This is a genomic window from Aquirufa lenticrescens, assembly GCF_019916085.1.
GTDB classification, from domain to species: Bacteria; Bacteroidota; Bacteroidia; order Cytophagales; family Spirosomataceae; genus Aquirufa; species Aquirufa lenticrescens.
This window is the reverse complement of sequence record NZ_CP049834.1, coordinates 1,347,712-1,369,749: the sequence shown is the minus strand read 5'-3', so window position 1 is coordinate 1,369,749 and position 22,038 is coordinate 1,347,712. Positions and strand designations below refer to the sequence as shown.

Annotated in this window: 18 protein-coding genes; 17 read left to right on the top strand and 1 reads right to left on the bottom strand. The window is 44.0% G+C overall.

Annotation, left to right across the window (positions count from 1 at the left end; all coding sequences use genetic code 11):
* The first annotated feature begins 90 nt into the window (after nt 1-90).
* The 12 genes from rpsA (at nt 91) to G9X62_RS06110 (ending at nt 16,526) form a co-directional block, all read left to right on the top strand.
* Nucleotides 91-1,932 (top strand): 30S ribosomal protein S1, encoded by a 1,842-nt coding sequence (gene rpsA / locus G9X62_RS06165; RefSeq protein WP_223129873.1) that lies wholly within the window; start codon nt 91-93, stop codon nt 1,930-1,932.
* A 108-nt stretch (nt 1,933-2,040) separates the two neighbouring features.
* Complete coding sequence (locus G9X62_RS06160; RefSeq protein WP_223129872.1) at nt 2,041-3,474, top strand: Gfo/Idh/MocA family protein; 1,434 nt, start codon at nt 2,041-2,043, stop codon at nt 3,472-3,474.
* 66 nt (nt 3,475-3,540) lie between these two features.
* A complete protein-coding gene (locus tag G9X62_RS06155) occupies nt 3,541-4,050 on the top strand; it encodes a cupin domain-containing protein (protein ID WP_223129871.1) in 510 nt (169 codons plus the stop codon).
* Between the two features lie 102 nt (nt 4,051-4,152).
* Complete coding sequence (locus G9X62_RS06150; protein WP_223129870.1) at nt 4,153-4,755, top strand: TetR/AcrR family transcriptional regulator; 603 nt, start codon at nt 4,153-4,155, stop codon at nt 4,753-4,755.
* On the top strand, nt 4,755-6,095 hold the full coding sequence (locus G9X62_RS06145; protein WP_223129869.1) for a TolC family protein: 1,341 nt from the start codon (nt 4,755-4,757) through the stop codon (nt 6,093-6,095). Before G9X62_RS06150 ends, G9X62_RS06145 begins: the two co-directional genes overlap by 1 nt.
* A gap of 7 nt (nt 6,096-6,102) precedes the next feature.
* A complete protein-coding gene (locus G9X62_RS06140; protein WP_223129868.1) occupies nt 6,103-7,212 on the top strand; it encodes an efflux RND transporter periplasmic adaptor subunit in 1,110 nt (369 codons plus the stop codon).
* 64 nt (nt 7,213-7,276) lie between these two features.
* Nucleotides 7,277-10,648 carry an efflux RND transporter permease subunit gene (locus tag G9X62_RS06135; RefSeq protein ID WP_261345566.1) on the top strand — a complete coding sequence of 1,124 codons (3,372 nt, stop codon included), beginning with the start codon at nt 7,277-7,279 and terminating at the stop codon, nt 10,646-10,648.
* A 187-nt stretch (nt 10,649-10,835) separates the two neighbouring features.
* Nucleotides 10,836-12,029, top strand: coding sequence for a SprT-like domain-containing protein (locus G9X62_RS06130; protein ID WP_223129866.1), 1,194 nt, complete (start codon nt 10,836-10,838; stop codon nt 12,027-12,029).
* Nucleotides 12,010-12,528, top strand: a complete 519-nt coding sequence (locus G9X62_RS06125) for a hypothetical protein (RefSeq protein WP_223129865.1) — start codon at nt 12,010-12,012, stop codon at nt 12,526-12,528. Before G9X62_RS06130 ends, G9X62_RS06125 begins: the two co-directional genes overlap by 20 nt.
* Before the next feature lie 84 nt (nt 12,529-12,612).
* Nucleotides 12,613-14,301, top strand: a complete 1,689-nt coding sequence (gene ggt / locus G9X62_RS06120; protein WP_223129864.1) for a gamma-glutamyltransferase — start codon at nt 12,613-12,615, stop codon at nt 14,299-14,301.
* Nucleotides 14,302-14,303: 2 nt separating this feature from the next.
* A complete protein-coding gene (nagA, locus tag G9X62_RS06115; protein WP_223129863.1) occupies nt 14,304-15,374 on the top strand; it encodes an N-acetylglucosamine-6-phosphate deacetylase in 1,071 nt (356 codons plus the stop codon).
* Between the two features lie 3 nt (nt 15,375-15,377).
* Nucleotides 15,378-16,526 (top strand): methionine aminotransferase, encoded by a 1,149-nt coding sequence (locus tag G9X62_RS06110; RefSeq protein ID WP_223129862.1) that lies wholly within the window; start codon nt 15,378-15,380, stop codon nt 16,524-16,526.
* On the opposite strand, the gene G9X62_RS06105 is transcribed toward G9X62_RS06110, so the two are convergent.
* Complete coding sequence (locus G9X62_RS06105) at nt 16,509-17,639, bottom strand: glycerate kinase (protein ID WP_223129861.1); 1,131 nt, start codon at nt 17,637-17,639, stop codon at nt 16,509-16,511. The two genes, G9X62_RS06110 and G9X62_RS06105, sit on opposite strands and share 18 nt — an antisense overlap.
* A 19-nt stretch (nt 17,640-17,658) precedes the next feature.
* Here G9X62_RS06105 and G9X62_RS06100 point away from each other — a divergent pair, with 19 nt between their 5' ends.
* The 5 genes from G9X62_RS06100 to G9X62_RS06080 are packed head-to-tail and all read left to right on the top strand — an operon-like array spanning nt 17,659 to nt 22,037.
* Nucleotides 17,659-18,039: a hypothetical protein gene (locus G9X62_RS06100; protein ID WP_130895733.1), complete on the top strand. Its 381-nt coding sequence runs from the start codon at nt 17,659-17,661 to the stop codon at nt 18,037-18,039.
* A gap of 14 nt (nt 18,040-18,053) precedes the next feature.
* Nucleotides 18,054-18,563 carry a DUF3237 domain-containing protein gene (locus tag G9X62_RS06095; protein WP_223129860.1) on the top strand — a complete coding sequence of 170 codons (510 nt, stop codon included), beginning with the start codon at nt 18,054-18,056 and terminating at the stop codon, nt 18,561-18,563.
* A gap of 5 nt (nt 18,564-18,568) precedes the next feature.
* The gene (locus G9X62_RS06090) at nt 18,569-19,741 is read left to right on the top strand and encodes an MFS transporter (protein ID WP_223129859.1); all 1,173 of its coding nucleotides are present in this window, start codon (nt 18,569-18,571) and stop codon (nt 19,739-19,741) included.
* Entirely contained in the window at nt 19,741-20,802 is a 1,062-nt protein-coding gene (serC, locus tag G9X62_RS06085) for a 3-phosphoserine/phosphohydroxythreonine transaminase (RefSeq protein ID WP_223129858.1), read from the top strand. Before G9X62_RS06090 ends, serC begins: the two co-directional genes overlap by 1 nt.
* Nucleotides 20,799-22,037 carry a flavin-dependent oxidoreductase gene (locus G9X62_RS06080; RefSeq protein WP_223129857.1) on the top strand — a complete coding sequence of 413 codons (1,239 nt, stop codon included), beginning with the start codon at nt 20,799-20,801 and terminating at the stop codon, nt 22,035-22,037. Before serC ends, G9X62_RS06080 begins: the two co-directional genes overlap by 4 nt.
* Nucleotide 22,038: the final 1 nt, after the last annotated feature.

Here is a 22,038-nt window from a genome sequence, read left to right as displayed (position 1 = left end):
TAAAAATTGTTTCAAACTTAATTTCAGCAGGTTAGCCCAGCTTGTTGATGTAGGCGAAATCAAAAAAGATCAGCCAAACGGGCAACAAATATGTCAAAACAACCAAAAGATTTCGACTGGGATTTAGTTGAAGGAAAAGGATTCGGTGGTAACTATACTACTGAGCAAAAAGAAAAAATGGAGGCTGCTATCGAAGCAACCTTGAACTCGGTCACTGAGAAGGAAGTAGTGAAAGGTATTGTAGTAAGCAAGACTGACCGTGAAGTAATCATTAACATTGGATTCAAATCTGATGGTTTAGTATCTGCTTCAGAATTCCGCGATATGCCGGATTTGAAAGCTGGTGACGAAGTAGAAGTATACATCGAGAACCAAGAAGACGCAAACGGACAATTAACATTGTCACGTAAGTTAGCTAAGGTGATGGGTGCATGGACTAACATCGAGAAAGCATTAGAAGAAGATACGATCATAAATGGTTTCGTTAAGCGCCGTACAAAAGGTGGTTTAATCGTAGATATCTTTGGAATCGAGGCATTCTTACCTGGTTCTCAAATTGATGTGAAGCCTATCCGTGACTTCGATATTTTCGTAGGCAAAAACATGGAGGTTAAGGTGGTTAAAATCAACCACACAAATGACAACGTAGTTGTATCTCACAAAGTATTAATCGAGAAAGATCTTGAGGCGCAACGTCAAACGATCTTAACGAACTTAGATAAAGGTCAAGTACTTGAAGGTGTGATCAAAAACATGACTAATTTCGGTGTGTTCATCGATTTAGGTGGTGTAGATGGTTTACTTCACATCACAGATATCTCATGGGGTCGTATCAACCATCCACAAGAGGTATTGAAATTGGATCAAAAAATCCAAGTGGTGGTATTAGACTTCGACGAAAACAAAAAACGTATCTCTTTAGGTATGAAGCAATTACAAGCGCACCCTTGGGAAGCTTTAGCTGCTGGAACTGAAGTAGGTTCGAAAGTAAAAGGTAAAATCGTTAACGTAGCTGATTACGGTGCTTTCTTAGAAGTATTGCCAGGCGTTGAAGGTTTAATCCACGTGTCTGAGATGTCATGGTCTCAACACTTACGTAACCCACAAGATTTCTTGAAAGTAGGCGACGAAATGGAAGCAGTAGTGTTAACATTAGATCGTGCTGAGCGCAAGATGTCTTTAGGTATCAAGCAATTAACAGAAGATCCTTGGACTAAAACTGATTTATTAGCGAAATACGCGATCGGTACGAAGCACAAAGGAACTGTTCGTAACTTAACTAACTTCGGTTTATTCTTAGAATTAGAAGAAGGAATCGACGGTTTAGTTCACGTTTCTGACTTGTCTTGGACGAAGAAAATCAAACACCCATCTGAATTCGTTAAAGTAGGTGATTCTTTAGATGTTGTAGTGATCGAATTAGACGCGGACAACCGTCGTTTAGCTTTAGGCCACAAACAATTAGAAGAAAACCCTTGGGATACATTTGAAAGTGTGTTCACTTTAGGTTCAACTCACAAATCAACGATCATCTCGAAGAACGAGAAGTTCGGTGTGTTAGAATTGCCATACGGTATCGAAGGATTAGCTCCTTTGAAGCAGTTAACGAAGGCAGACGAAACAGTGGCTGAGGTAGGTGAAGCGTTAGACTTCGTGGTAACAGAATTCCACAAAGAAGAGCGTAAGATCATCTTATCACACACACGTACATTCACGGCGGCAACGGCGGAAGAAGTAGCGGCTGATGCTGCTGCTGCGAAGCCAGAGAAAAAGAAAGCAGCGAAATCTGCTGACAAGCCTGCCAATGTAACAGCTGAGAAATCGACTATGGGCGATATCGGTGCTTTATCTGCTTTAAAAGAGCAAATGGAAGGTGCTGAAAGAGAACAAGCGATCAAAAAATTAGAAAAAAAATCTAAGAAAGCTGAATAGTAACATTCACCTGTTCTATACTGAGAGGGGTTAGCGAAAGCTGACCCCTTTTTTTGTTTTGTACTATTTTTTTACAAACTTACATCCAATCATTAAAACCTATCAACTATGAGTAACACTTCCAGACGGAACTTCCTGCAAAAAGCCGGATTAGCCGCAGCCAGTTTCTATATTGTACCTCGCCACGTGCTAGGCAAGGGTTACACTGCTCCTTCAGACAAATTAAACATCATGGGTGTCGGTGGTGGCGGAAAAGGCTACAGCGACATCATGAATTCCTATAACAAGGGGGCAGAAAACATCGTCGCAATCGTCGATGTAGATGATCGCCAAATCGTTAGAATCAAGAAAGACCTTCCAAAGGCAAACTACTACCGCGATTTCCGCGCTGCCTTAGATAAAGAAGGTAGCAACGTAGATGCGGTCATCGTTTCTACGCCAGACCATACCCACGCTACCATTGCGATGGAGGCGATGCGTCGTAAGAAACACGTATATGTTCAAAAACCTTTGACACACGATATCTACGAGGCGCGTCTATTAGGCGAGAAAGCACGTGAGATGCAAGTCGTAACCCAAATGGGTAACCAAGGTTCCTCAGGTGACGGTGTGCGTCAAATGATGGAATGGTTCGATGGCGGTGCGATCGGAAAAGTAAAAGAAGTGTATGTTTGGACGAACCGTCCAGTTTGGCCACAAGGAATTCCTTATCCTGCTGCTGGAACACCAGCGCCTGCAGAGTTAGATTGGGATCTTTGGTTAGGACCAGCAAAATACAGAGAATATAACCCAGCTTTACTTCCATTCAAATGGAGAGGCTGGTGGGATTATGGTACAGGTGCCTTAGGCGATATGGGATGTCACTTATTAGACCCTCCATTCAAAGTATTAGGTATCCGCGACGCGATCGACGTAGAATGTTCTGTAGGTTCTGTCTTCTTGCAAGATTGGACACCGGAATACATTCCACAAGGATGTCCTCCTAGCTCGATGGTGACGTTACATTATGGTCCATCGAAGAAGAATAATTCTCCAGTGAAATTAACGTGGTTTGACGGTGGTCTTCGTGCCCCACATCCAGACGGAATTCCATCTTCAGAGATTATTGGAGATCCAGATGGTTCTAACGGTGTAATTTTAATCGGTTCTAAAGGTATCATGACCTGCGGAACGTATGGTATGTACCCTAAAGTATTTAGAAACGGAGCGCGTGTAGATGAGTCTGAACTTCCTAAAGCAAGCTTAGCGCGTGTGAAAGGTGGAGATGGCGGACACAATACGCAGTGGGTTGAGGCTTGTAAAGCAGGTTTCGGTAACATGGAAGTAAGTTCTCCATTCGATTATGCGGCACCGTTTACGGAATCTGTCTTAATGGGTAACCTGGCGATTCGTTCGTACATGTTACGCGAGGGCGAGGGACGTAATGCGAAATTCACAGGTCGTCAAAAGCTGGAGTGGGATGCAAAAAACATGCGCATCACGAACTTCGATGCGGCGAATCAATTCGTGAAACGCGAATACCGCAACGGCTGGACACTCTAAGTGACCATTCGATAATTAGATTAGAAAAGACGGGACGCTCTCCCGTCTTTTTTTTATTTTTGTACTATGAAATTTTCTGCATCAACACCCGCTACTGAAGTCTTCGCACAAGTCGAGGCTTACATCCTTTCTCAAGGTTATACGATTATCGACAAAGACCACAACCGCCCTTGGGGAGGTTTCTTTGTGTTAGATGAAACACAGGCGGCAAAATTTGCAGCACAGTACTTTCCACAGCTTTCCATGGATGCGATTCAGATTACGCAGAAGCTAAGCCCTAAGTTTTTAGTGGTGGCGCCAGAGAAGCGTTTGTCTTGGCAATACCATTTCCGCAGAGCGGAGGTTTGGACAGTGAATTCAGGACCCGTTGGTGTAGTAATCTCGGAGACAGATGAGCAATCTGCTCCTGGCGTTTATCAAGAAGGCGAATTGATTACGTTACCCACAGGTATGCGCCATCGCTTGGTCGGTTTAGACAATTGGGGAGTGGTGACGGAGATTTGGCAACACACGGATGTGGAGCACCCATCGGATGAATCGGATATCGTCCGTTTGCAGGATGATTTTGGCCGTTAATCAAATTTAACCGGCCGGTAATCTTAAAATAATACAAGAAAACTTTGTAGTCTCCAAAAGTTTCCATAGTTTTGCTTCCCGATAAATCAACGGGCTTAGCAAATGAAATCGCGCATTCTAGAAAAAGGAACTGAATTATTCTTCCGCTACGGGGTCAAGACCGTGACGATGGATGCGATTGCGAGCGAATTAGGGATTTCTAAAAAAACGATTTATCAACATTTTCCGGATAAGGATTCCATGGTGTACGAGGTTGTAAAATCATTCGTAGAGCAGGATATGAAGAAATGGGAGGAGCTGGATAAGTTGTATTCGAATGTCATCGAAAAGATGTTTAAGTCTTTCGAGATGGTGAAGGATATGCTAGTGCAGATGAACCCTCGTTTGCTTTTTGAAATCCAAAAATTCTTCCCTACCGCTTTTCAATTATTCAAGAATCACGGAGAGAAATACATTAACGAAAACCTAATCGCAGACTTTAAGAAGGGGGCGCAATTCGGGTATTTCAGAAATGATATTGATTTCGAATTATTAGCTCGCTTGCGCATGGCCGAAGTGGATTTAGCCTTCAACCCTGATTTTTATCCGAACAATAAATTATCCTTGTATGATACCCAGCTAACACTGATGGACATTTTCATGCGAGGCATTTTAACTGAAAAAGGTTTAACACTTTACACATCTTACCAAAACAATTTAAACTAATGATCCGCCTAAGAAAAATCTACGTCGGTCTATTTTTACTGACCTCCTGGGCAGTGCAAGCACAATCCTACAGCCTAAAGCAGGCGGTAGACTATGCGATCACGCACCAAGTTCAAGTAAAAAATAGCCAAATCGACTTGCAAAATGCAGGTGCGAAGATCAATGAAATCAAAGCGATGGGCTTGCCACAAGTGAATGGCTCTGTTGCTTTGACGAACAACATCGTCTTACAACGTGCGTTCATTCCAGCTAAATTATTCAACCCTGCGGCTGCAGATGGAGAATTAATCGCAGCGAAATTCGGTGTAGATAACTCCGGTTTTGCGAGTGTTGGATTGAGCCAACTGGTTTTTGACGGTTCCTATCTATTAGGCTTGAAGGCCTCTACCGTTTACAAGGACCTTGCCGTTAAGTCAGTTACCCAATCAAAGCAACAAGTAGCGGAGAATGTGACGAAGGCCTATTACGGGATTTTAGTAAATGAAAAACGCCAAAGCCTTTTAGCCTTAAATGTAGCTCGCTTAGATACCTTATTGAAGGAAACACGCGAATTAAACAAGCAAGGTTTCGTTGAAAAAATTGATGTACAGCGTTTAGACGTGCAAGCGAATAACCTTCGTACGGAATTAGAGAATGTGAATCGCTTACAAGAATTGAGCTATGCTTTATTAAAATTCCAAATGGGTTTCCCAATGGAAGAGCCGATTCGCTTGAGCGAGAGCTTAGAGAAAGTGGAATTAGCGACGTTTAATACCAATGCAGCAGGTGATTTCAATTATGCGAACCGCATCGAGTATTCGATCTTGCAGACACAAGAGAACTTAGCCGAACTAGATTTGAAGAGCATCAAGGCAGGTTATTTACCTCGATTAGTGTTGAACGCAAACTATGGTTATAACGCGGGAGCGAATGCTTTCAGTGATTTGGTAACCAAACAATGGTTCGATAATGCAGCGATTACGGTGGCCTTGCAAATCCCAATTTTTGACGGATTTTCGAAGAAATACAAAGCGGTTCAATCAGCAAACAACTTACAAAAGGTGCGCCAGTCTTACAGCTTGTTAAAGTCGTCCATCGACTTACAACGTTCTCAGGCGAGCATCACGATGAAGAATGCGTTGGAATCGATGAAAGAACAAAAAGCGAACCTAGACTTAGCGAATGAGATTTCGCGCGTGACTCGTGTGAAATACCAACAAGGGGTAGGTTCAAACTTAGAGGTTTTGAACGCAGAATCATCCATTAAAGAATCACAAGCGAACTATTTTACGGCCCTTTACAATGCCCTAGTAGCGAAAGTGGAATTAGAAAAAGCAAACGGTACACTATACATAGACTAATAGAATCATGAAAAAAATAGCCATCCTCCTAAGTGGAATCATTTTATTCGCGGCATGCGGATCGAAAGATAAGAAGCAAGAATTAGCTGACTTGAAGAGTCAGGAAAAAGAAATCCAAGCAAAGATTGCTGCTTTGGAGAAAGAAGTAGGTAAGCCTTCAGAGCAAGCAACTGCGAAGGTCATCACGGTAAGCGTGAGCCCATTAGCTCCACAAAACTTCCAGCACTTCGTAGAAGCACAAGGAAATGTAGTCGCTGAAAACACGGTTTTAGTTAGCCCACAAACGGGTGGTGTGATTTTGTCATTGCCAGTAGTGGCGGGACAGTCGGTGTCTAAAGGCCAATTGATTGCGACTTTGGACAACAACATCTTAAAGGAGTCATTAGAAGAAGTTCGTCAGCAATTATCGTTAGCGAAGACGATCTATACGAAGCAAAAAGCGCTTTGGGATCAACAAATCGGAACGGAAGTTCAATACTTGAGCGCGAAGTCGAACATGGAGTCATTGGAAAAAAGAATCGTGACCTTGAAAGCGCAATTAGGTTTATCTCGTGTAACAGCTCCGATCTCAGGAACGATTGAATTAGTTCGCCAAAAAGCAGGTGAAATGGGCGCTCCTGGTGTACCTATCGTTCAAATCGTGAACTTAGGCAACTTAAAGATCGCAGCTAAAATTGCGGATTCGTATGTAGGAACCGTGAAGCAAGGCGACGAAATCAGCATCAAATTCCCCGATTTAAACAAGGAATTAAAGGCGCGCATCTCATTAGTGTCTAAAATGGTGAACCCATTAACTCGTACGTTTGACATCGAAGCACGCATCCCGAACGCAGGTGGTGAATTAAAGCCGAACTTATTAGCGGTGATTAACATCAACGATACATCGAAGAAAAATGCGATCGTGATCAGCGAAAACATCATCCAAAAGACCGAAAAAGGTAATTTAGTGTATGTCGCGGTAGAGGAAAATGGTAAAAAAGTAGCACGTGCACGTCAAATTACGATCGGCTTAACCTACAACGGTCAAGCGGAGATCACAGACGGATTAAAGGCGGGCGATTCACTTATTACACAAGGATTTCAAGATTTAGTGGATGGTACAGCCATCTCTTTCTAAGTAGAAAATGGAAAAAAATATCAAAAATGAGCAATTGCCAGAAGGCAAAGGCTTGATCTATAACATGGTGGGCTGGTTAGCCCAAAACCGCACGACGGTTTACATCTTCACGTTCATCATTTTTGTGGCGGGGATGGGAATCTATTCGAGCTTACCTAAGGAACAATTCCCAGACATCGTGGTGCCACAAATGGTCATCCAAACGGTCTACGCAGGAACGACTCCCTCGGATATCGAAAACACGATCAATAAACCGATCGAAAAGCAAATCAAATCAATCACGGGCGTAAAGCGTGTGAAGTCGAATGCTTTGCAAGATATTTCGGTCATCATCGTTGAATTCAACACGGACGTCACCGTCCCCATCGCGAAACAACGTACGCAAGATGCGGTGGACAAAGCGATTGCCGATTTGCCGAAAGACTTAACACGCGAGCCTTCTGTCGCTGAGGTAAACTTTTCTGAATTCCCGATTATGAACATCAACATCGCGGGGGATTATCCACTCGATAAGTTGAAGAAATACGCAGAGGATTTACAAGACGAGATCGAGGGTATGCCGGAAATTAACCGCGTAGACATCATCGGTGCCTTGAAAAGAGAGATCCAAATCAACCTGGATTTGTACAAGATGCAGAGTTATGGTTTGACATTCTATGATATTCAATCAGCCGTTCAAGGAGAAAACGTGAACATTTCGGGCGGTGATTTACCGGTGAATGGAGTGCGTCGTTCACTTCGGGTGACTGGGGAGTTAAAGTCCATTGATCAATTAGCTAATTTAATGATCGGTTCTTCTACCGGTGCGCGTGTCCGCTTAAAGGATGTGGCTGAGGTGAAGGACAGTTATGAAGAGAAGCAGGATTTTGCGCGTTTGAACAACAAATCCGTGATCACCTTGAACGTCATTAAACGTTCTGGGGCGAACCTCATCGCAGCGGCTGATCGCATTGAAGCAACCATCGAAGATTTCAAAGAAACGCGTTATCCAGCGGGATTAACGGTCACTACGACGGCGGATCAATCGGAACGTACGCGTGGCGATTTAGCTGATTTGATTAACACAGTAATCCTTGGATTCTTATTTGTGGTTATCGTATTAATGTTCTTTATGGGCGTTAGAGATGCGGTTTTTGTGGGTCTATCCGTGCCTTTATCGGCTCTGTTAACCTTCTTATTCATGCCTTCGCTAGACTTTAGCTTAAACACTATCGTTCTATTTGGTTTCCTTTTAGGACTAGGTATTGTGGTGGATGATGCGATTGTGGTCATCGAAAATGCGCACCGTTTGTTCAATAACTTCAAGAAATTGACCATTACAGAGTCGGTGAAATTAGCCGCTTCTGAGGTATTCGTACCGGTATTATCAGGAACGTTAACGACGATTTCGCCATTCTTGCCTTTATTATTCTGGCCAGGGATCGTGGGTGAGTTTATGAAATACTTGCCTATCACGTTGATCATTACGCTTTTTGCGTCGCTTTTTGTGGCTTATGTCATGAACCCGGTGTTCGCGATTACGTTTATGAAGCGTCACGATGAAGAAGTGAACGATGTGAAGGCGCCTAAGTTTGCTGATATCCGTCGTACCGTGTTTATTTTGTTGAGCTTAGCCGTTTTCGGCTATGTGATGGGCTTCGGCTTGGGTCACTTTGGCATTGGAAACTTCTTTGTGTTGTGCATCATCCTGTATGTATTTAATCACTTTGTGATCACACCGAAATGGATTGTGCCTTTCCAAGAGACTACCTTGCCTAATTTCAAGACGAATTACCGCAAGTTGATTTCGTGGGTATTAATGGGCAAGCGTCCGATTTACGCAACGATTGCCTCTTTCTTCTTGTTGATCTTCACGATCGCATTAATGGGTGTGGTGAAACCTAAAGTGGTTTTCTTCCCTTCAGGCGATCCGGATTACATCTATATTTATGCCAAAAACCCGATTGGTACCGATGCGGTCGTTACGGATTCGGTTTCCAAAGTGATCGAGAAGCGTGTCTTCGCTTTCTTGAACAAAGAGGGGTATAGCAAAATCGTGAACTCCGTTATTTCCAATGTAGGAAAGAATGCTGGAGATCCGATGCAACCAGATCGTGGAGCAACGCCTCACAAAAGTAAGGTGACGATTGCTTTCGAGAAATTGCAGTTACGTGGTGGTGTGAAAACGAGTGAAATTTTGAGTAAAATTCAAGCTGATTTTGCCAAAAATCCATTAGCCGGCGTAGAAATTGCCATCGAGAGAGAAAATAATGGCCCGCCTACAGGAAAGCCCATTTCGATCGAAATCGCTGGAGATGACTTCGCTGTTTTACAAGATTTAGAGAAAAAGGTTCGTGCAGCCATCGTAAAAGAAGGCATCCAAGGAATTCAAGAATTGAAATCCGATTTAGTGACGAACAAACCGGAAATCATCATCGATGTGGACCGCGAAAAAGCGTCCCGCGAAGGCATTTCATCGGCTCAAGTAGCGATGGCTGTTCGTACCGGTTTATTCGGTGCTGAAATCTCTAAATTCCGCGATACGAAAGACGAATATCCTATTCAATTACGTTTGAAGGGAGATTCTCGCAACCAAATCGAGAAGTTGTTGCAAATGAATGTGACTTACCGCGACATGAATATGGGTGGTGCCTTGCGCCAAGTGCCTTTGAACTCCATCGCTGATATTCGCTACGCTACTTCTTTCAGCCAAATCAACCGCAAAAACCAAGAACGCGTTGTAACCCTAGGTTCAGATGTGGTGCAAGGTTATAATGCGAACGAAATCGTAGGCGAATTAACGACACTTTTCGAAGGACTTGAGGTGCCACAAGGTTACACGATTCGGATGGGTGGAGAACAAGAGGACCAAAAAGAATCCGGCACTTTTTTAGGTGTAGCTTTCTTAGCAGCCTTAGTGTTAATCTACTTAATTCTAGCGACGCAGTTTAATTCTGCGGTGAAGCCATTGATCATCTTCGCAACGATCTTATTATCGTTAATCGGGGTATTATTAGGCTTTATGGCCTTCGGAATGACCTTCTCCGTGATTATGTCCGGCGTAGGTATCATCGCCCTTGCAGGTATCGTGGTGAAGAATGGTATCCTATTGATCGAATTCATCGAAGAGCTTCGCTTCAAGCGTGGTTACGACTTGAAAGAGGCGATCATCGAAGGTGGTGGCATTCGGTTAACTCCGGTATTGTTAACGGCTTCGGCGGCAGTATTAGGCTTAATTCCTTTGGCATTAGGCTTAAGCATCGACTTCGTTACCTTATTTACCGAACTAAATCCGCACATCTTCATTGGTTCTGATTCCGCGGTATTCTGGGGAATCTTAGCTTGGACGATCATCTTCGGATTAACGTTCTCGACCATTTTAACGCTCGTAATCGTTCCATGTATGTACTACATCTCGGAGCGTATCAAGCAGAAATGGTTTACAAAGACAGTGTAGTGTAATACATATTGGGTTCAAGAATGCAGAAACCCCTAGACGAAGGTCTAGGGGTTTTTTGTTTTTGTGTAAGGGTGTTGCGGAACACATAATTCTATGTACATTGTCGAAGAAGGTAGTCGCTTCTTCTGTTCTATTATTTTGATAAATACGTCAATAACGACATCATCATTCAAAATTTTAGCACATGAAAAATCTTTCCAAAACCTCAAGTTTATTCTTGACCTTAACCCTTTTTCTTTATTCCTGTAATAAAGAATCTATCTTTGAGCCTCTCCATACAAAAGAATCATTGCAGACCTGGTATGAAATAAATACCCAACCTGAAATGCGAGAATCTGTAATTTGGGAAAATTGGAAAGCGCATCCACTGCAAGATAGTTCGATTGCCTTTGAGATTCCTGTTTCAACAAAAAGTGGATTAAAGGAATTATTTATTTTTCAAACTAATGGAAAAAAGGATGCCTTCTACAAGGAATTTAATGTTACCCAAGCAGGATTAGAGATAAAAATTAGCTCTTTGAATGGTCAAATATTAAAAAATGGGATTATCGCTAACACAAAAGGCCGTCCTACGAAAGGAAAAAAAATCTCAATGAGAGAGATGAATGATGAAGCCTCTCCATTAGTTGAAAGAGGTGATTTGGCTGAGTACATTTGCATTGGGGTTAGACTTCGTCCATCGGATTGGGGATTTTTAAGTTTTGGAGGTGGGGGTATTTACACTAATGTCGTATTCACCTTTATGGATTCGATGAATTTTTCAGGAGGTGGAGGATCATCTGGTGAACCCTCCGACGTAAGCTTTAAAGACTACAATTACAGCGAAATAAGTAGTGAGCTAACCAATGAATGTTTAATTGCCGTATTAAATGAAATGCAATCGAAAAACATCTATGGGGAAATTGCAGGGATACTTAGTTTATTCAAAGAGACAAAATACATTCCAATATTCAATTTTAGAATAAAAGAAATGACCTTATTTGAACAGTATAATGGAAAAACAAAAGGATATTACGGAAAGAACGAAGGAGGCATAATCTCACTAAACACTCATTTATTGGAAAATGCATCCAAAGAATTCATTGCAAAAGTGATTATGCATGAAATGCTTCATAAAGTTATTCTAGAAGACCCCAAAATTGACAATTATGATCATATTGAAATGGTAGATAAATTTATAAACCCAATGGCTTTTTTCATAAGTCAGTTGTATGGACTAGATGAAAGGGAAGCATTCATAATTTCTTTAGCAGGATTAGGCGAAACACTTCAATACCAACAGATCATTAAGAACGATCCCTCTTTATCCGAATTATTAATACGTCAAACAGAATCAAACTTTACAACGGGAAAAAATTATGGAACGCATTGTAACTAAAAATAAGATAGCAGGCGCCTTATTAGGCTTATTATTAAGCATTAGTGCCTTAGCGCAAACAGCCAAAAAGCCGAATGAATTCTATTTCAAAGAAGCTAATACGTCCTTTTATTTCATTAAATTCTTAGAACAGAATTTTTCAACAGAGGAATCACAGATGGCAAGCTTTAGTTTTTTGATTTTCAAAATTCATGGTTCTGGAGATATAACTGATGTCCAATATATTGGAGGGCTATATAAACCAGTTTTTGCTGTTGTAAAATCAGCCATCCTAAAGTCAAAACCTATGTGGACCACTCCTAAACGTGACCCAAAAGCTTACAAGTGGATAGTCATTCCTTATTACGGAGGAACTTATAAACAATGGAAAGGGAATGATTTAGCCCTTTCAACTTACACTAGTTTCGAGGAATTAAACAATCGATTAAAAAGCGATATTCAGAATATGTATATGACATTACCACTTGGTGGTATCGGCTTTGAAAAAGCAGAAGAATAATTAATAAAACCCCTGGTCGAAGGTCTAGGGGTTTTTTGTTTTTCCCCTCTTCATTGCCTAATTTACTGTTTCAAAATCAACAACATGAAGAAATTACTCCTACTCCTTTGTTTGCCCCTGTTTGCTCAGGCGCAAGATCGTCCGTATGGTAAAGTTTGGGCGACTCGCTCACAGGCCATTGCCCAAAACGGGATGGCCGCTACCTCGCATCCTTTGTCTACTCAGGCTGCACTTGATGTGCTAAAAGCAGGTGGTAATGCCATTGATGCAGCTATTGCGGCGAATGCGATGGAAGGCGTGGTAGAGCCACATGTAAATGGGATAGGTGGAGATTTGTTTGCGATTGTTTGGGATGCGAAAACGAAGAAATTATATGGGTTGAATGCGTCGGGGAGGTCACCAAAATCCTTGACTTTAGCCGAGTTCAAAAAACGCGGTCTGACGCACATTCCGTCGCTAGGTCCATTGCCGGTAAGCGTGCCGGGTTGCGTAGATGGCTGGTTTGAATTGCATAAGAAATTCGGGTCGATGCCGATGAATAAGGTGTTAGAAAAGGCGGTTTCCTATGCAAGAAATGGTTTCCCAGTTCACGGTGAATTTGCTTCCGCATTAGGTCGGGTTCCGGCGAATTATGGCAAGTTTCCGAATGTGGCGAACCACTATTATCCGAACGGAAAACCACCGGTGGAGGGTGATATTTTCAAGAACCCGAACTTAGCGAATACCTTAGAAAAATTAGGAAAAGAGGGTCGTGATGCCTTTTACAAAGGCGATATGGCGCGGACGATGGACGCGTTTATGAAGAAGAATGGCGGCTTTTTGAGCTACGATGATTTAGCGTCGCACACGTCCACGTGGGTGGAGCCAGTTTCTGTGAATTACCGCGGGTATGATGTGTGGGAATTGCCACCGAATAGCCAAGGAATCGCAGCTTTGCAGATGTTGACGATTTTAGAGGGCTATGATTTTTCCAAAATAAAACTAGGTTCTGCGGAGCATGTGCACTTGTTTACAGAGGCCAAAAAACTAGCGTTTGAAGACCGCGCAAAATACTATGCGGATCCTGAGTTTGCCAAAATTCCGGTAGCGGAATTAATATCGGAAGAGTACGGCGCGAAGCGCCGGGCGTTGATCAATCCGAATCGCGCGGGTCGCCATTACGAGGCAGGAAATCCTGCTTTGAAAGAGGGTGACACGATCTACTTGACCGTGGCTGATAAGGACGGCAATATGGTGTCCTTAATTCAAAGTAATTATAGAGGATTTGGATCAGGTATGATGCCGGATGGATTAGGTTTTATGTTCCAAGATCGTGGCGAATTATACAACTTGAAAGAGGGCGAAAACAATACCTACGCACCAGGAAAAAGACCATTCCAAACGATCATTCCAGCATTCATGACGAAGGATGGCCAGCCGGTAATGAGCTTTGGTGTCATGGGTGGCGCGTTCCAACCGATGGGTCACGTGCAGATTGTGATGAACGTGGTGGACTTTGGCCTAAACGTACAAGAAGCAGGCGATTATCCTCGCATCAACCACGAGGGTTCCTCTGAACCGACAGGTGAAACGATGGAAACGACCGGTGGAATGATTACGTTAGAACACGGTTATCCATACGAGGTCATTCGCGATTTATTGCAAAAAGGGCATCAAGTAGGCTATATGAGCGGCATCTATGGTGGCTACCAATGCATTAAATACGATCCAGTTCGCAAGGTATATTACGGTGCAACCGAATCTAGAAAAGACGGTCAAGCCACGGGATATTAAGGATGTTTGCCAGCCGCATTTTCACGGGCCATGAATGGCTAGATAACAAAGAGATCTCCGTATCGAATGGTCGCATTTCGGCTATATCGGACAGCAATGGCACGCCGTCTAAAAACATCCTCGTTCCCGGATTTATCGACCTCCAAATCTATGGTGGCGGTGGTATTCTATTTTCGAATCACCAGACGACAGAAGCCATTCAAGCGACCTTTGACGAACACCATAAAACAGGAACTGTTGCGTTTCAAATTACCCTGAATTGCTCGCCAGCAGAGTCGATGTGGAAGGCTGTCGAAGCTTATTCAACTTATACCGGGCCTGGTCTAGTGGGATTGCATTTAGAAGGTCCCTTTTTTAATCCGGTTAGGCGCGGGGCGCATCAGGAGGCCTTTGTCCAAAAGCCATCTTTGGCTTTCCTAGAAGAGCTGATCGAGCGCACGAAAGGCATTCCAACTTACTTGACAATAGCGCCTGAAATGTTCAGCGCCGAGGAGCTTTCTTTGTTAGTGGGCAGTCCTATTATGTGTTCTCTGGGACATAGCGACGCCACTTTTGAGCAGGCGATGAACGCTATTGACAAGGGTGTTTCCCGCATCACCCACCTATTTAATGCGATGTCGCAGTGGCAATCGCGCGCGCTAGGTTTAGTGGGCGCTAGTTTCCAATCCAACGCTTGGACGAGCATCATCGCAGACGGTTTGCATTGTGATTTCAAATCACTGGAATTGGCTTATCGCTTGAAAAAAGGTCGCCTGTTTTTGATCACGGATGCGGTGACGAATGATGTGTCTGGACCCTATTCTTTTTTAGCCAAAGATGGTCGCTTCACGAACGAAGCGGGTATATTATCAGGTTCTTCCTTGACGATGATGGAGGCGATTCAAAACTGTGTTAATCAGGCTTCAATTCCTTTGGAAGAGGCCATTCGGATGGCGACGGTTTACCCGGCAGAAGTGGCGAATTTACCCGATTTAGGCAGCATCGAAGAAGGGAAACGTGCTTGCTTTGTGGAGCTGAATCCGGCGCTAGAAGTGGTGCAGGTTTGGTACGATGGAAAAGCCTTGTTAAATTAAGCTATGATTTCATTTCCATCCAAGCAGCCACAGGTTCAGACCACTATTTTCACCAAAATGTCCGCCCTCGCCCTCGAGCACGGCGCATTAAACCTTTCCCAAGGTTTTCCAGGTTTCGATTGTGCCCCCGCTTTGCAAGAATTGTTACAGCATTATGCTAAAGGCCACAACCAATACGCCCCGATGGCCGGGGTTCCCGCTTTACGTCAATCGCTAGCGACAAAAACAGCTACTTTTTATAATATCCCTGTCGATGCAGATTCAGAAGTGACGATTGTTTCTGGAGCTACAGAGGCCCTTTTTGCGGCCATTCATTGCTGTGTTTCACCGGGCGACGAGGTCATTATGTTCGACCCAAGTTATGATGCTTATGACCCCATCGTTCGTTTAGCCGGTGGAGTACCCATTCATATCCCATTAAAGGCCTCTTCCAACTTTGCGATTGATTGGTCTTCCGTTGCTGCGAAAATTACGCCTCGAACGAGAGCGATTATGGTAAACAGTCCGCACAATCCGACCGGCGCTGTATGGTCGATGGCGGATTTAGATGCCTTTGCAGAGATTGTCAAAGGGACGAATATCTTGATCGTTTCAGACGAGGTTTACGAGCACATCGTTTTCGATGGTGCGAAGCACACCAGCGTTTTATTGCATCCAGAATTGCGCAAACGCAGTTTTGTGTGCGGATCTTTTGGCAAAACTTACCACATCACGGGCTGGAAAATTGGTTATTGCATGGCTCCAGCATACCTCACAACTGAGTTTAGAAAACTCCACCAATGGGTCACCTTTTCGAGTGCGACACCTTTGCAATATGCCCTGGCGGATTACTTAAAAGAGCCTGCGCACTATCTAGGTTTATCTGATTTTTACCAAAAAAAGCGCGACCTATTCGCCTCCCAATTCGCGGGAAGCAAATGGAAAGTACTGCCGAGTGCGGGAAGTTTCTTCCAATGCCTCGATTATTCAGCCATAAGTAATGAGAAGGATGTAGATTTAGCCGATCGCTTGACGCGAGAAATCAAAGTAGCATCCATTCCCGTTTCCGTTTTCTATGAAACCGATCCTGGCGATAAAATTTTGCGTTTCTGTTTTGCGAAAGAGGATGAGGTGCTGGTGGATGCGGCGAAACGATTAGTTCAAATACTTTAACGCAATCTCTTCCCCAATTTGCTCTAAAATCTCAGCGGCCCTCGCGATTGAATCCGCTGCATCTGTCGCTCGGGACGCAATCGTAAACACGTCATTTTCGTCCAAAAAGAGAGGGAAGTTAGCAGAACTTTCAAAGGCCCCTGAGACCAAAATTGTTTGCTTGAAAACTTTATCGCAACGTTTTACGACTTCAGAAACCACTTTGCCTCCCCAGGTAGAGGAATCGATCTTGCCTTCGCCAGTGATAATGAAATCTGCTTTTAAAAGGGCGCGGTTAAAGTGGACTTTGTCCATTATCCAGCTAGAGCCAGCAACGATTTTAGCGTTTAGGAAATAACGGGCGCCTGCTCCAAGCCCACCTGCGGCACCCGCTCCGGGTTCTGAGGCGATGGATCCGAAGAAGGAAGCTATGTTGTTTAGACCTTTGTCTAACTGTTTAATTACTGTGACAGTGGCGCCTTTTTGAGCAGCGAAAACATGGGCTGCTCCATCGCTCCCAGCGAGTGGGTTAGTTACGTCTGTAACGACCGTGAAAGAACAATCTACGGCCGATGGACTTCCTATAGACGCGATTTTAACTAGATTTTCGCCGACAGGTTGAACTGCAGCCCCTTCTGCATCCAAAAAGGTCCAACCTAATGCAGCAGCCATTCCAATTCCCGCATCATTCGTAGCAGAGCCGCCGATAGTGAGGATGATTTGAGAGGCGCCGCGTTTTAACGCATCAGCGATCAGCACTCCCGTTCCGAAAGTCGAGGTTTTAAGTGGATTGCGCTCCTTTACGGACAATAAGGCGAGCCCAGAAGCCCGAGCCATTTCGATGTAGGCCGTTTTTTGATCCGCTAACCACAAATAATCTGCCTGAATAGGACACATCAACGGGTCAAAGGTGTCCACTGAAATCCACGTTCCGCCGTGCAATTGTTGAATCACTTCCAGAGTGCCTTCTCCGCCATCAGCAAGGGGGAGGGTGGTGAAAACGGTTTTGGGACGACGTTTTTTAATCCCTTTTTCAAGCGCTTCGCATACTTGCGAGGCAGAAAGAGAGCCTTTGAACTTATCAGGAGAGATTAAAATATGCACAGCGATGGATTTATGCCGCAATTTAGCCACAATTCCTTAAATTTAAGGTATGAGAATACTGACAGCGTTTGCCCTCTTATTTTTGATCTCCGTTTCGTGTACAAATCAACCTGATTTGACTGGATTTGATGTAGAAAGCTTTAAAAAGGACCGCGGAAGTTGTGGTGGAACGAGAGAAAAGCAGATCGACTGGCTTAAAACGCATAAAATGACATGGAAGGGGGTTAGCTCCAATGATTTGGAAGACATCCTAGGAAAGCCCGACATTCAACAATTAGCGGACCGAAACCAGGAATATTACGTGTATTTTTTGGAAAAAGGCCCTCATTGTGATAAAATTACAAATCCGTCTCAAGCACGCACCATGGCTTTTCGTTTCAGTGCGATGGGATTAACGACTGAAATTACCTTTCAGCAAGGATTGCCCTGATTAAAACTAAACCTATGAAAAAAATTCTATTCCTATTCTTTATGAGCATTACTATGTCCCAGGCCCAAAAAGCGCCAGCGCTCGATTTCTTCTGTGAACTGAAAGTAAAACTGGATCCTGCCTTAATCGTGGGCGAAACCCCTCATGGAACTCGCCGTATTATTCCCATTATAGGCGGAACAGTGGAAGGCCCTAAAATCAAGGGGGAAATCTTGAATGGCGGAGCAGATTGGCAAATATTGCGAGCGGATGGAGTCACCGAATTAGAGGCACATTACCAATTTAGAACGGATGATGGCACCTTGATTTACGTCAAAAATACAGGTATTCGTGCTGCCACTCCAGAAATCGCGGCACGATTAGCCAAAGGGGAAAAGGTAGATGCGAACGAATACTATTTCCGAGCAATGCCTAAATTCGATGCACCTAAAGGCAAATACGATTGGGTAAACAACAGCCTATTTGTGTGTACGGGAGAACGCTTGCCGGATTACGTGCTGATTCGAGTTTGGAAAGTAATGTAATACCGATGAGAGCGATACAAGCACTGATTATTTTGATCTGTTTTCTGTGCAACATGCTCGATGGCATGGATGTGCTGATCATTTCCTATACGGCTCCGGCGATTGCGAAAGCTTGGAGTATTTCCCCGGCGAATTTAGGAATTGTGTTTAGTTCTGGCCTTGTTGGAATGACGGTGGGAGCGATATTTTTAGCTCCGCTGGCGGATCGTTTTGGGCGGAAGCCGCTGATGATTCTGGCGGCTGTGATTATGGGAACCTGCATTTATTTGACGTCCTACGCGACGGATGTAAACATTTTAATGATTTACCGCTTTATTAGCGGACTAGGAATCGGGACGATGATGGCAAGCACGGCGGCGATTACGGCGGAATATGCGCCTGCATCCACGCGCGATTTTTGGGTGAGCACGGTGGTGGCGGGATATCCGGTGGGAGCCGTGTTAACCGGCATTTCTTCCGCGAAAATTATCGCAGAAAATGGCTGGGAACACCTATTTGAGTTAGCGGGTTATGCCACTTTTTTAGTGATCCCTATCTTGTTTTTCTTCCTCAAAGAATCCGATGAATTTAAGGCCAAAGCCAAGCCAGAAGACGCCAAGATCAGCGCCTTGTTTACGTCTGATTTTAAGTGGAGTACTTGGCAGCTTTGGAGTGCCTTGTTCCTCTCCTTTACGACCCTCTATTTCTTAATGAACTGGATTCCAAAATTGGCCTCGAATGCCGGCCTATCGATGGAATTAGCCATTTATTCAGGAACGATCTTTAATCTGGGAGCCATCGTGGGTATTCCGGTGCAAGGCTATTTTTCTACCCGTTTTGGATTGAAAAAATCGATCGGAGTTTTGTTATTGATTACGGCTGTTCTATTAGGCATTTTCGGTCAATTTTCTGGATCTAATTTGATCCTAGTGGTCTTGTTTTTCCTCGGGTTCGGGGTGCAAGGCAGCTTTGTAGGATTATATGCCGTGGCGGCGAGAATGTATCCGACTGCGATTCGTTCGACGGGTATTGGCTGGGCGATCGGGATGGGTCGTTTGGGCGGTATTTTAGGCCCTATCTTAGGGGGCATTTTAGTGGGTCTAGGATTGGGTATGGCCGAAAGCTTTTTGTTCTTCGCCTTGCCTTCCTTAATTGCCGGAATTATTACGCTAAAAATTAGTTCCCAAACCATTTCCTAATGCGCAAACACAATTTCTTTCCTGGCCCGGCGACTCTTCCCTTTGAAGTCATTCAAGAGGCAGCGGCTGGTTTAGTGGACTACAATGGGATGGGCGTTTCCATCGCGGAAATCAGCCACCGTTCTCCCATTTTCACGGATTTATTAGACGAGGCGAATGCAATCGTGAAAAAATTATATGGCCTTTCGGATGATTGGGCAGTTTTATGGCTACCAGGCGGTGCTTCTAGCCAGCTGACGGTGGCTCCCATGAATCTGACGGAACCCAATGATAAGATTGCGTTTGTAGACACGGGATTTTGGGCAGGACGAGCGATCGAAGCGGCGGCAAATGAGGCGAATGCCTTCTTTTTAGCTTCTTCCAAAGACACGAACTACGACCGAATACCCAAAATCACTGACGTTCAAGGTGCTCGTTATTTACACGTCGTTTCTAATGAGACCATCGACGGAACACAATACCATGAATTCCCAAAAGTCGATGTGCCCTTAGTCGCAGATATGACGTCTGATTTCTTGTCGAGACCTTTGCCGATGGAGAAATTTGGGGTGATTTTCGCTTCAGCTCAGAAGAATTTTGGCATCGCTGGAATCACCTGTGTGCTGGTGAATAAGGCAGTTTTGCCTGTGAAAAATAGCCGTAAGGTTCCTACCATTTTTGATTACCATACGCACATTGCAGAAAATTCGCTTTATCATACCATCCCGACTTATCCGGTTTATGTGGCCTTGTTAATGCTGCGCTACATTGATAAACAGGGTGGACTAGCTGAAATGCAGCGAATGAGTCAGGAAAAATCAGCCTTGATTTACAATGAAATCGACCGAAATCCTCTACTTCAAGGCATTGTGGCTACGGAAGATCGCTCGGTGATGAACGCTTGTTTTAAAAGTCAATCGCTTGAGATGGATCAGAAGATTAACTTGTTTTTAGAGCAAAATGACATCGTGGGAATTAAAGGTTTTCCTACCAAAGGAGGATTTAGAGCCTCCATCTATAACGGACAACCGCTAGCCAGCGTGGCTCATTTAGTGGATTTATTGCAAAACTTGCCCCTATGAAAATAATCATTGCCGGAGGAGGAATTGGAGGTTTGGTGACGGCGATGCGCTTGCATCAGGCCGGATTTGAAGTGAAGGTTTTTGAGTCCGTAGAGGAAGTGAAACCGCTTGGGGTGGGTATCAATTTGCTTCCACATGCCGTGCGCGTTTTGACGAATATTGGTTTGTTACCCAAAGTCTCCGCCATAGCGGTAGAGACGAAAGAGTTAATTTATGCGAACCGTTTTGGGCAGTTTTTCTGGTCAGAACCGCGGGGAAAATTTGCCGGATATCGCTGGCCACAGTTTTCGATTCATAGAGGGAAATTCCAAGTAATGCTTTGGGAAGAAACCCTGAAAACCATCGATGCGGAGAACTTAAAAGCGAATTGCCATTTACATTCTTTTGAAGAAAAGGGGAACAAAATCACGGCCACATTTATCAACAAGGAAACGGGGCAGATTGTAGCGGAAGAAGAGGGGGATATCTTGATCGGTGCGGATGGAATCAATTCCGTTTTGCGTCAAAAATTATACCCTAATGAGGGAGGAGTCGTTTTTTCTGGCAATATCCTATACCGCGGAACGGCCTTAATGAAGCCTTATAAAACAGGATCTTCCATGGCGATGATCGGTTCCATGAAACAGAAAATGGTCATCTATCCCATAGGTGAACCCGACGCAGAGGGGAATCAAGTTATCAACTGGGTGGCCAATGTTCGAGAGCCGGAAGGGGCAAATATCACCGTGCGCGATTGGAATCGCAAAGTAGAAAAAGGGCCTTTATTAGCACTTTACAGAGACTGGAAATTTGACTGGATTAATGTGCCGGAAATGATTGAAAAGACTGATGGGGGCATCTTCGAATTCCCTATGTCTGACCGTAATCCATTGGACAAATGGTCATTTGGACGCGTCACTTTATTAGGCGATGCGGCACATCCGATGTACCCCATTGGGTCGAACGGCGCATCGCAAGCGATTTTGGATGCGGATGCTTTGGCCTTAGCCTTATTAGCGGAAAAAGATGTCATTCAAGCGCTCGTTAATTACGATAAGGAACGCGTACCAGCCACCGCAAAAGTAGTATTACAAAACCGCCAAAAAGGTCCCGATTTCATTATGGATTTAATGGAGGAGCGTTTCCCTGCTGGCTTTAGTGAGTCCGAAATTCCGCATGAAGAACTAGCACAAATAATGAATCAATATAAACAAGTAGCCGGTTTTGACATCCAAAGCTTGAACGCAAAAACGTAAA

Bases quoted from the DNA above. Each gene is read 5' to 3' on its own strand.
- rpsA (WP_223129873.1), top strand. From the start codon at position 91: ATGTCAAAACAACCAAAAGATTTCGACTGGGATTTAGTTGAAGGAAAA.
- G9X62_RS06160 (WP_223129872.1), top strand. From the start codon at position 2,041: ATGAGTAACACTTCCAGACGGAACTTCCTGCAAAAAGCCGGATTAGCC.
- G9X62_RS06155 (WP_223129871.1), top strand. From the start codon at position 3,541: ATGAAATTTTCTGCATCAACACCCGCTACTGAAGTCTTCGCACAAGTC.
- G9X62_RS06150 (WP_223129870.1), top strand. From the start codon at position 4,153: ATGAAATCGCGCATTCTAGAAAAAGGAACTGAATTATTCTTCCGCTAC.
- G9X62_RS06145 (WP_223129869.1), top strand. From the start codon at position 4,755: ATGATCCGCCTAAGAAAAATCTACGTCGGTCTATTTTTACTGACCTCC.
- G9X62_RS06140 (WP_223129868.1), top strand. From the start codon at position 6,103: ATGAAAAAAATAGCCATCCTCCTAAGTGGAATCATTTTATTCGCGGCA.
- G9X62_RS06135 (WP_261345566.1), top strand. From the start codon at position 7,277: ATGGTGGGCTGGTTAGCCCAAAACCGCACGACGGTTTACATCTTCACG.
- G9X62_RS06130 (WP_223129866.1), top strand. From the start codon at position 10,836: ATGAAAAATCTTTCCAAAACCTCAAGTTTATTCTTGACCTTAACCCTT.
- G9X62_RS06125 (WP_223129865.1), top strand. From the start codon at position 12,010: ATGGAACGCATTGTAACTAAAAATAAGATAGCAGGCGCCTTATTAGGC.
- ggt (WP_223129864.1), top strand. From the start codon at position 12,613: ATGAAGAAATTACTCCTACTCCTTTGTTTGCCCCTGTTTGCTCAGGCG.
- nagA (WP_223129863.1), top strand. From the start codon at position 14,304: ATGTTTGCCAGCCGCATTTTCACGGGCCATGAATGGCTAGATAACAAA.
- G9X62_RS06110 (WP_223129862.1), top strand. From the start codon at position 15,378: ATGATTTCATTTCCATCCAAGCAGCCACAGGTTCAGACCACTATTTTC.
- G9X62_RS06100 (WP_130895733.1), top strand. From the start codon at position 17,659: ATGAGAATACTGACAGCGTTTGCCCTCTTATTTTTGATCTCCGTTTCG.
- G9X62_RS06095 (WP_223129860.1), top strand. From the start codon at position 18,054: ATGAAAAAAATTCTATTCCTATTCTTTATGAGCATTACTATGTCCCAG.
- G9X62_RS06090 (WP_223129859.1), top strand. From the start codon at position 18,569: ATGAGAGCGATACAAGCACTGATTATTTTGATCTGTTTTCTGTGCAAC.
- serC (WP_223129858.1), top strand. From the start codon at position 19,741: ATGCGCAAACACAATTTCTTTCCTGGCCCGGCGACTCTTCCCTTTGAA.
- G9X62_RS06080 (WP_223129857.1), top strand. From the start codon at position 20,799: ATGAAAATAATCATTGCCGGAGGAGGAATTGGAGGTTTGGTGACGGCG.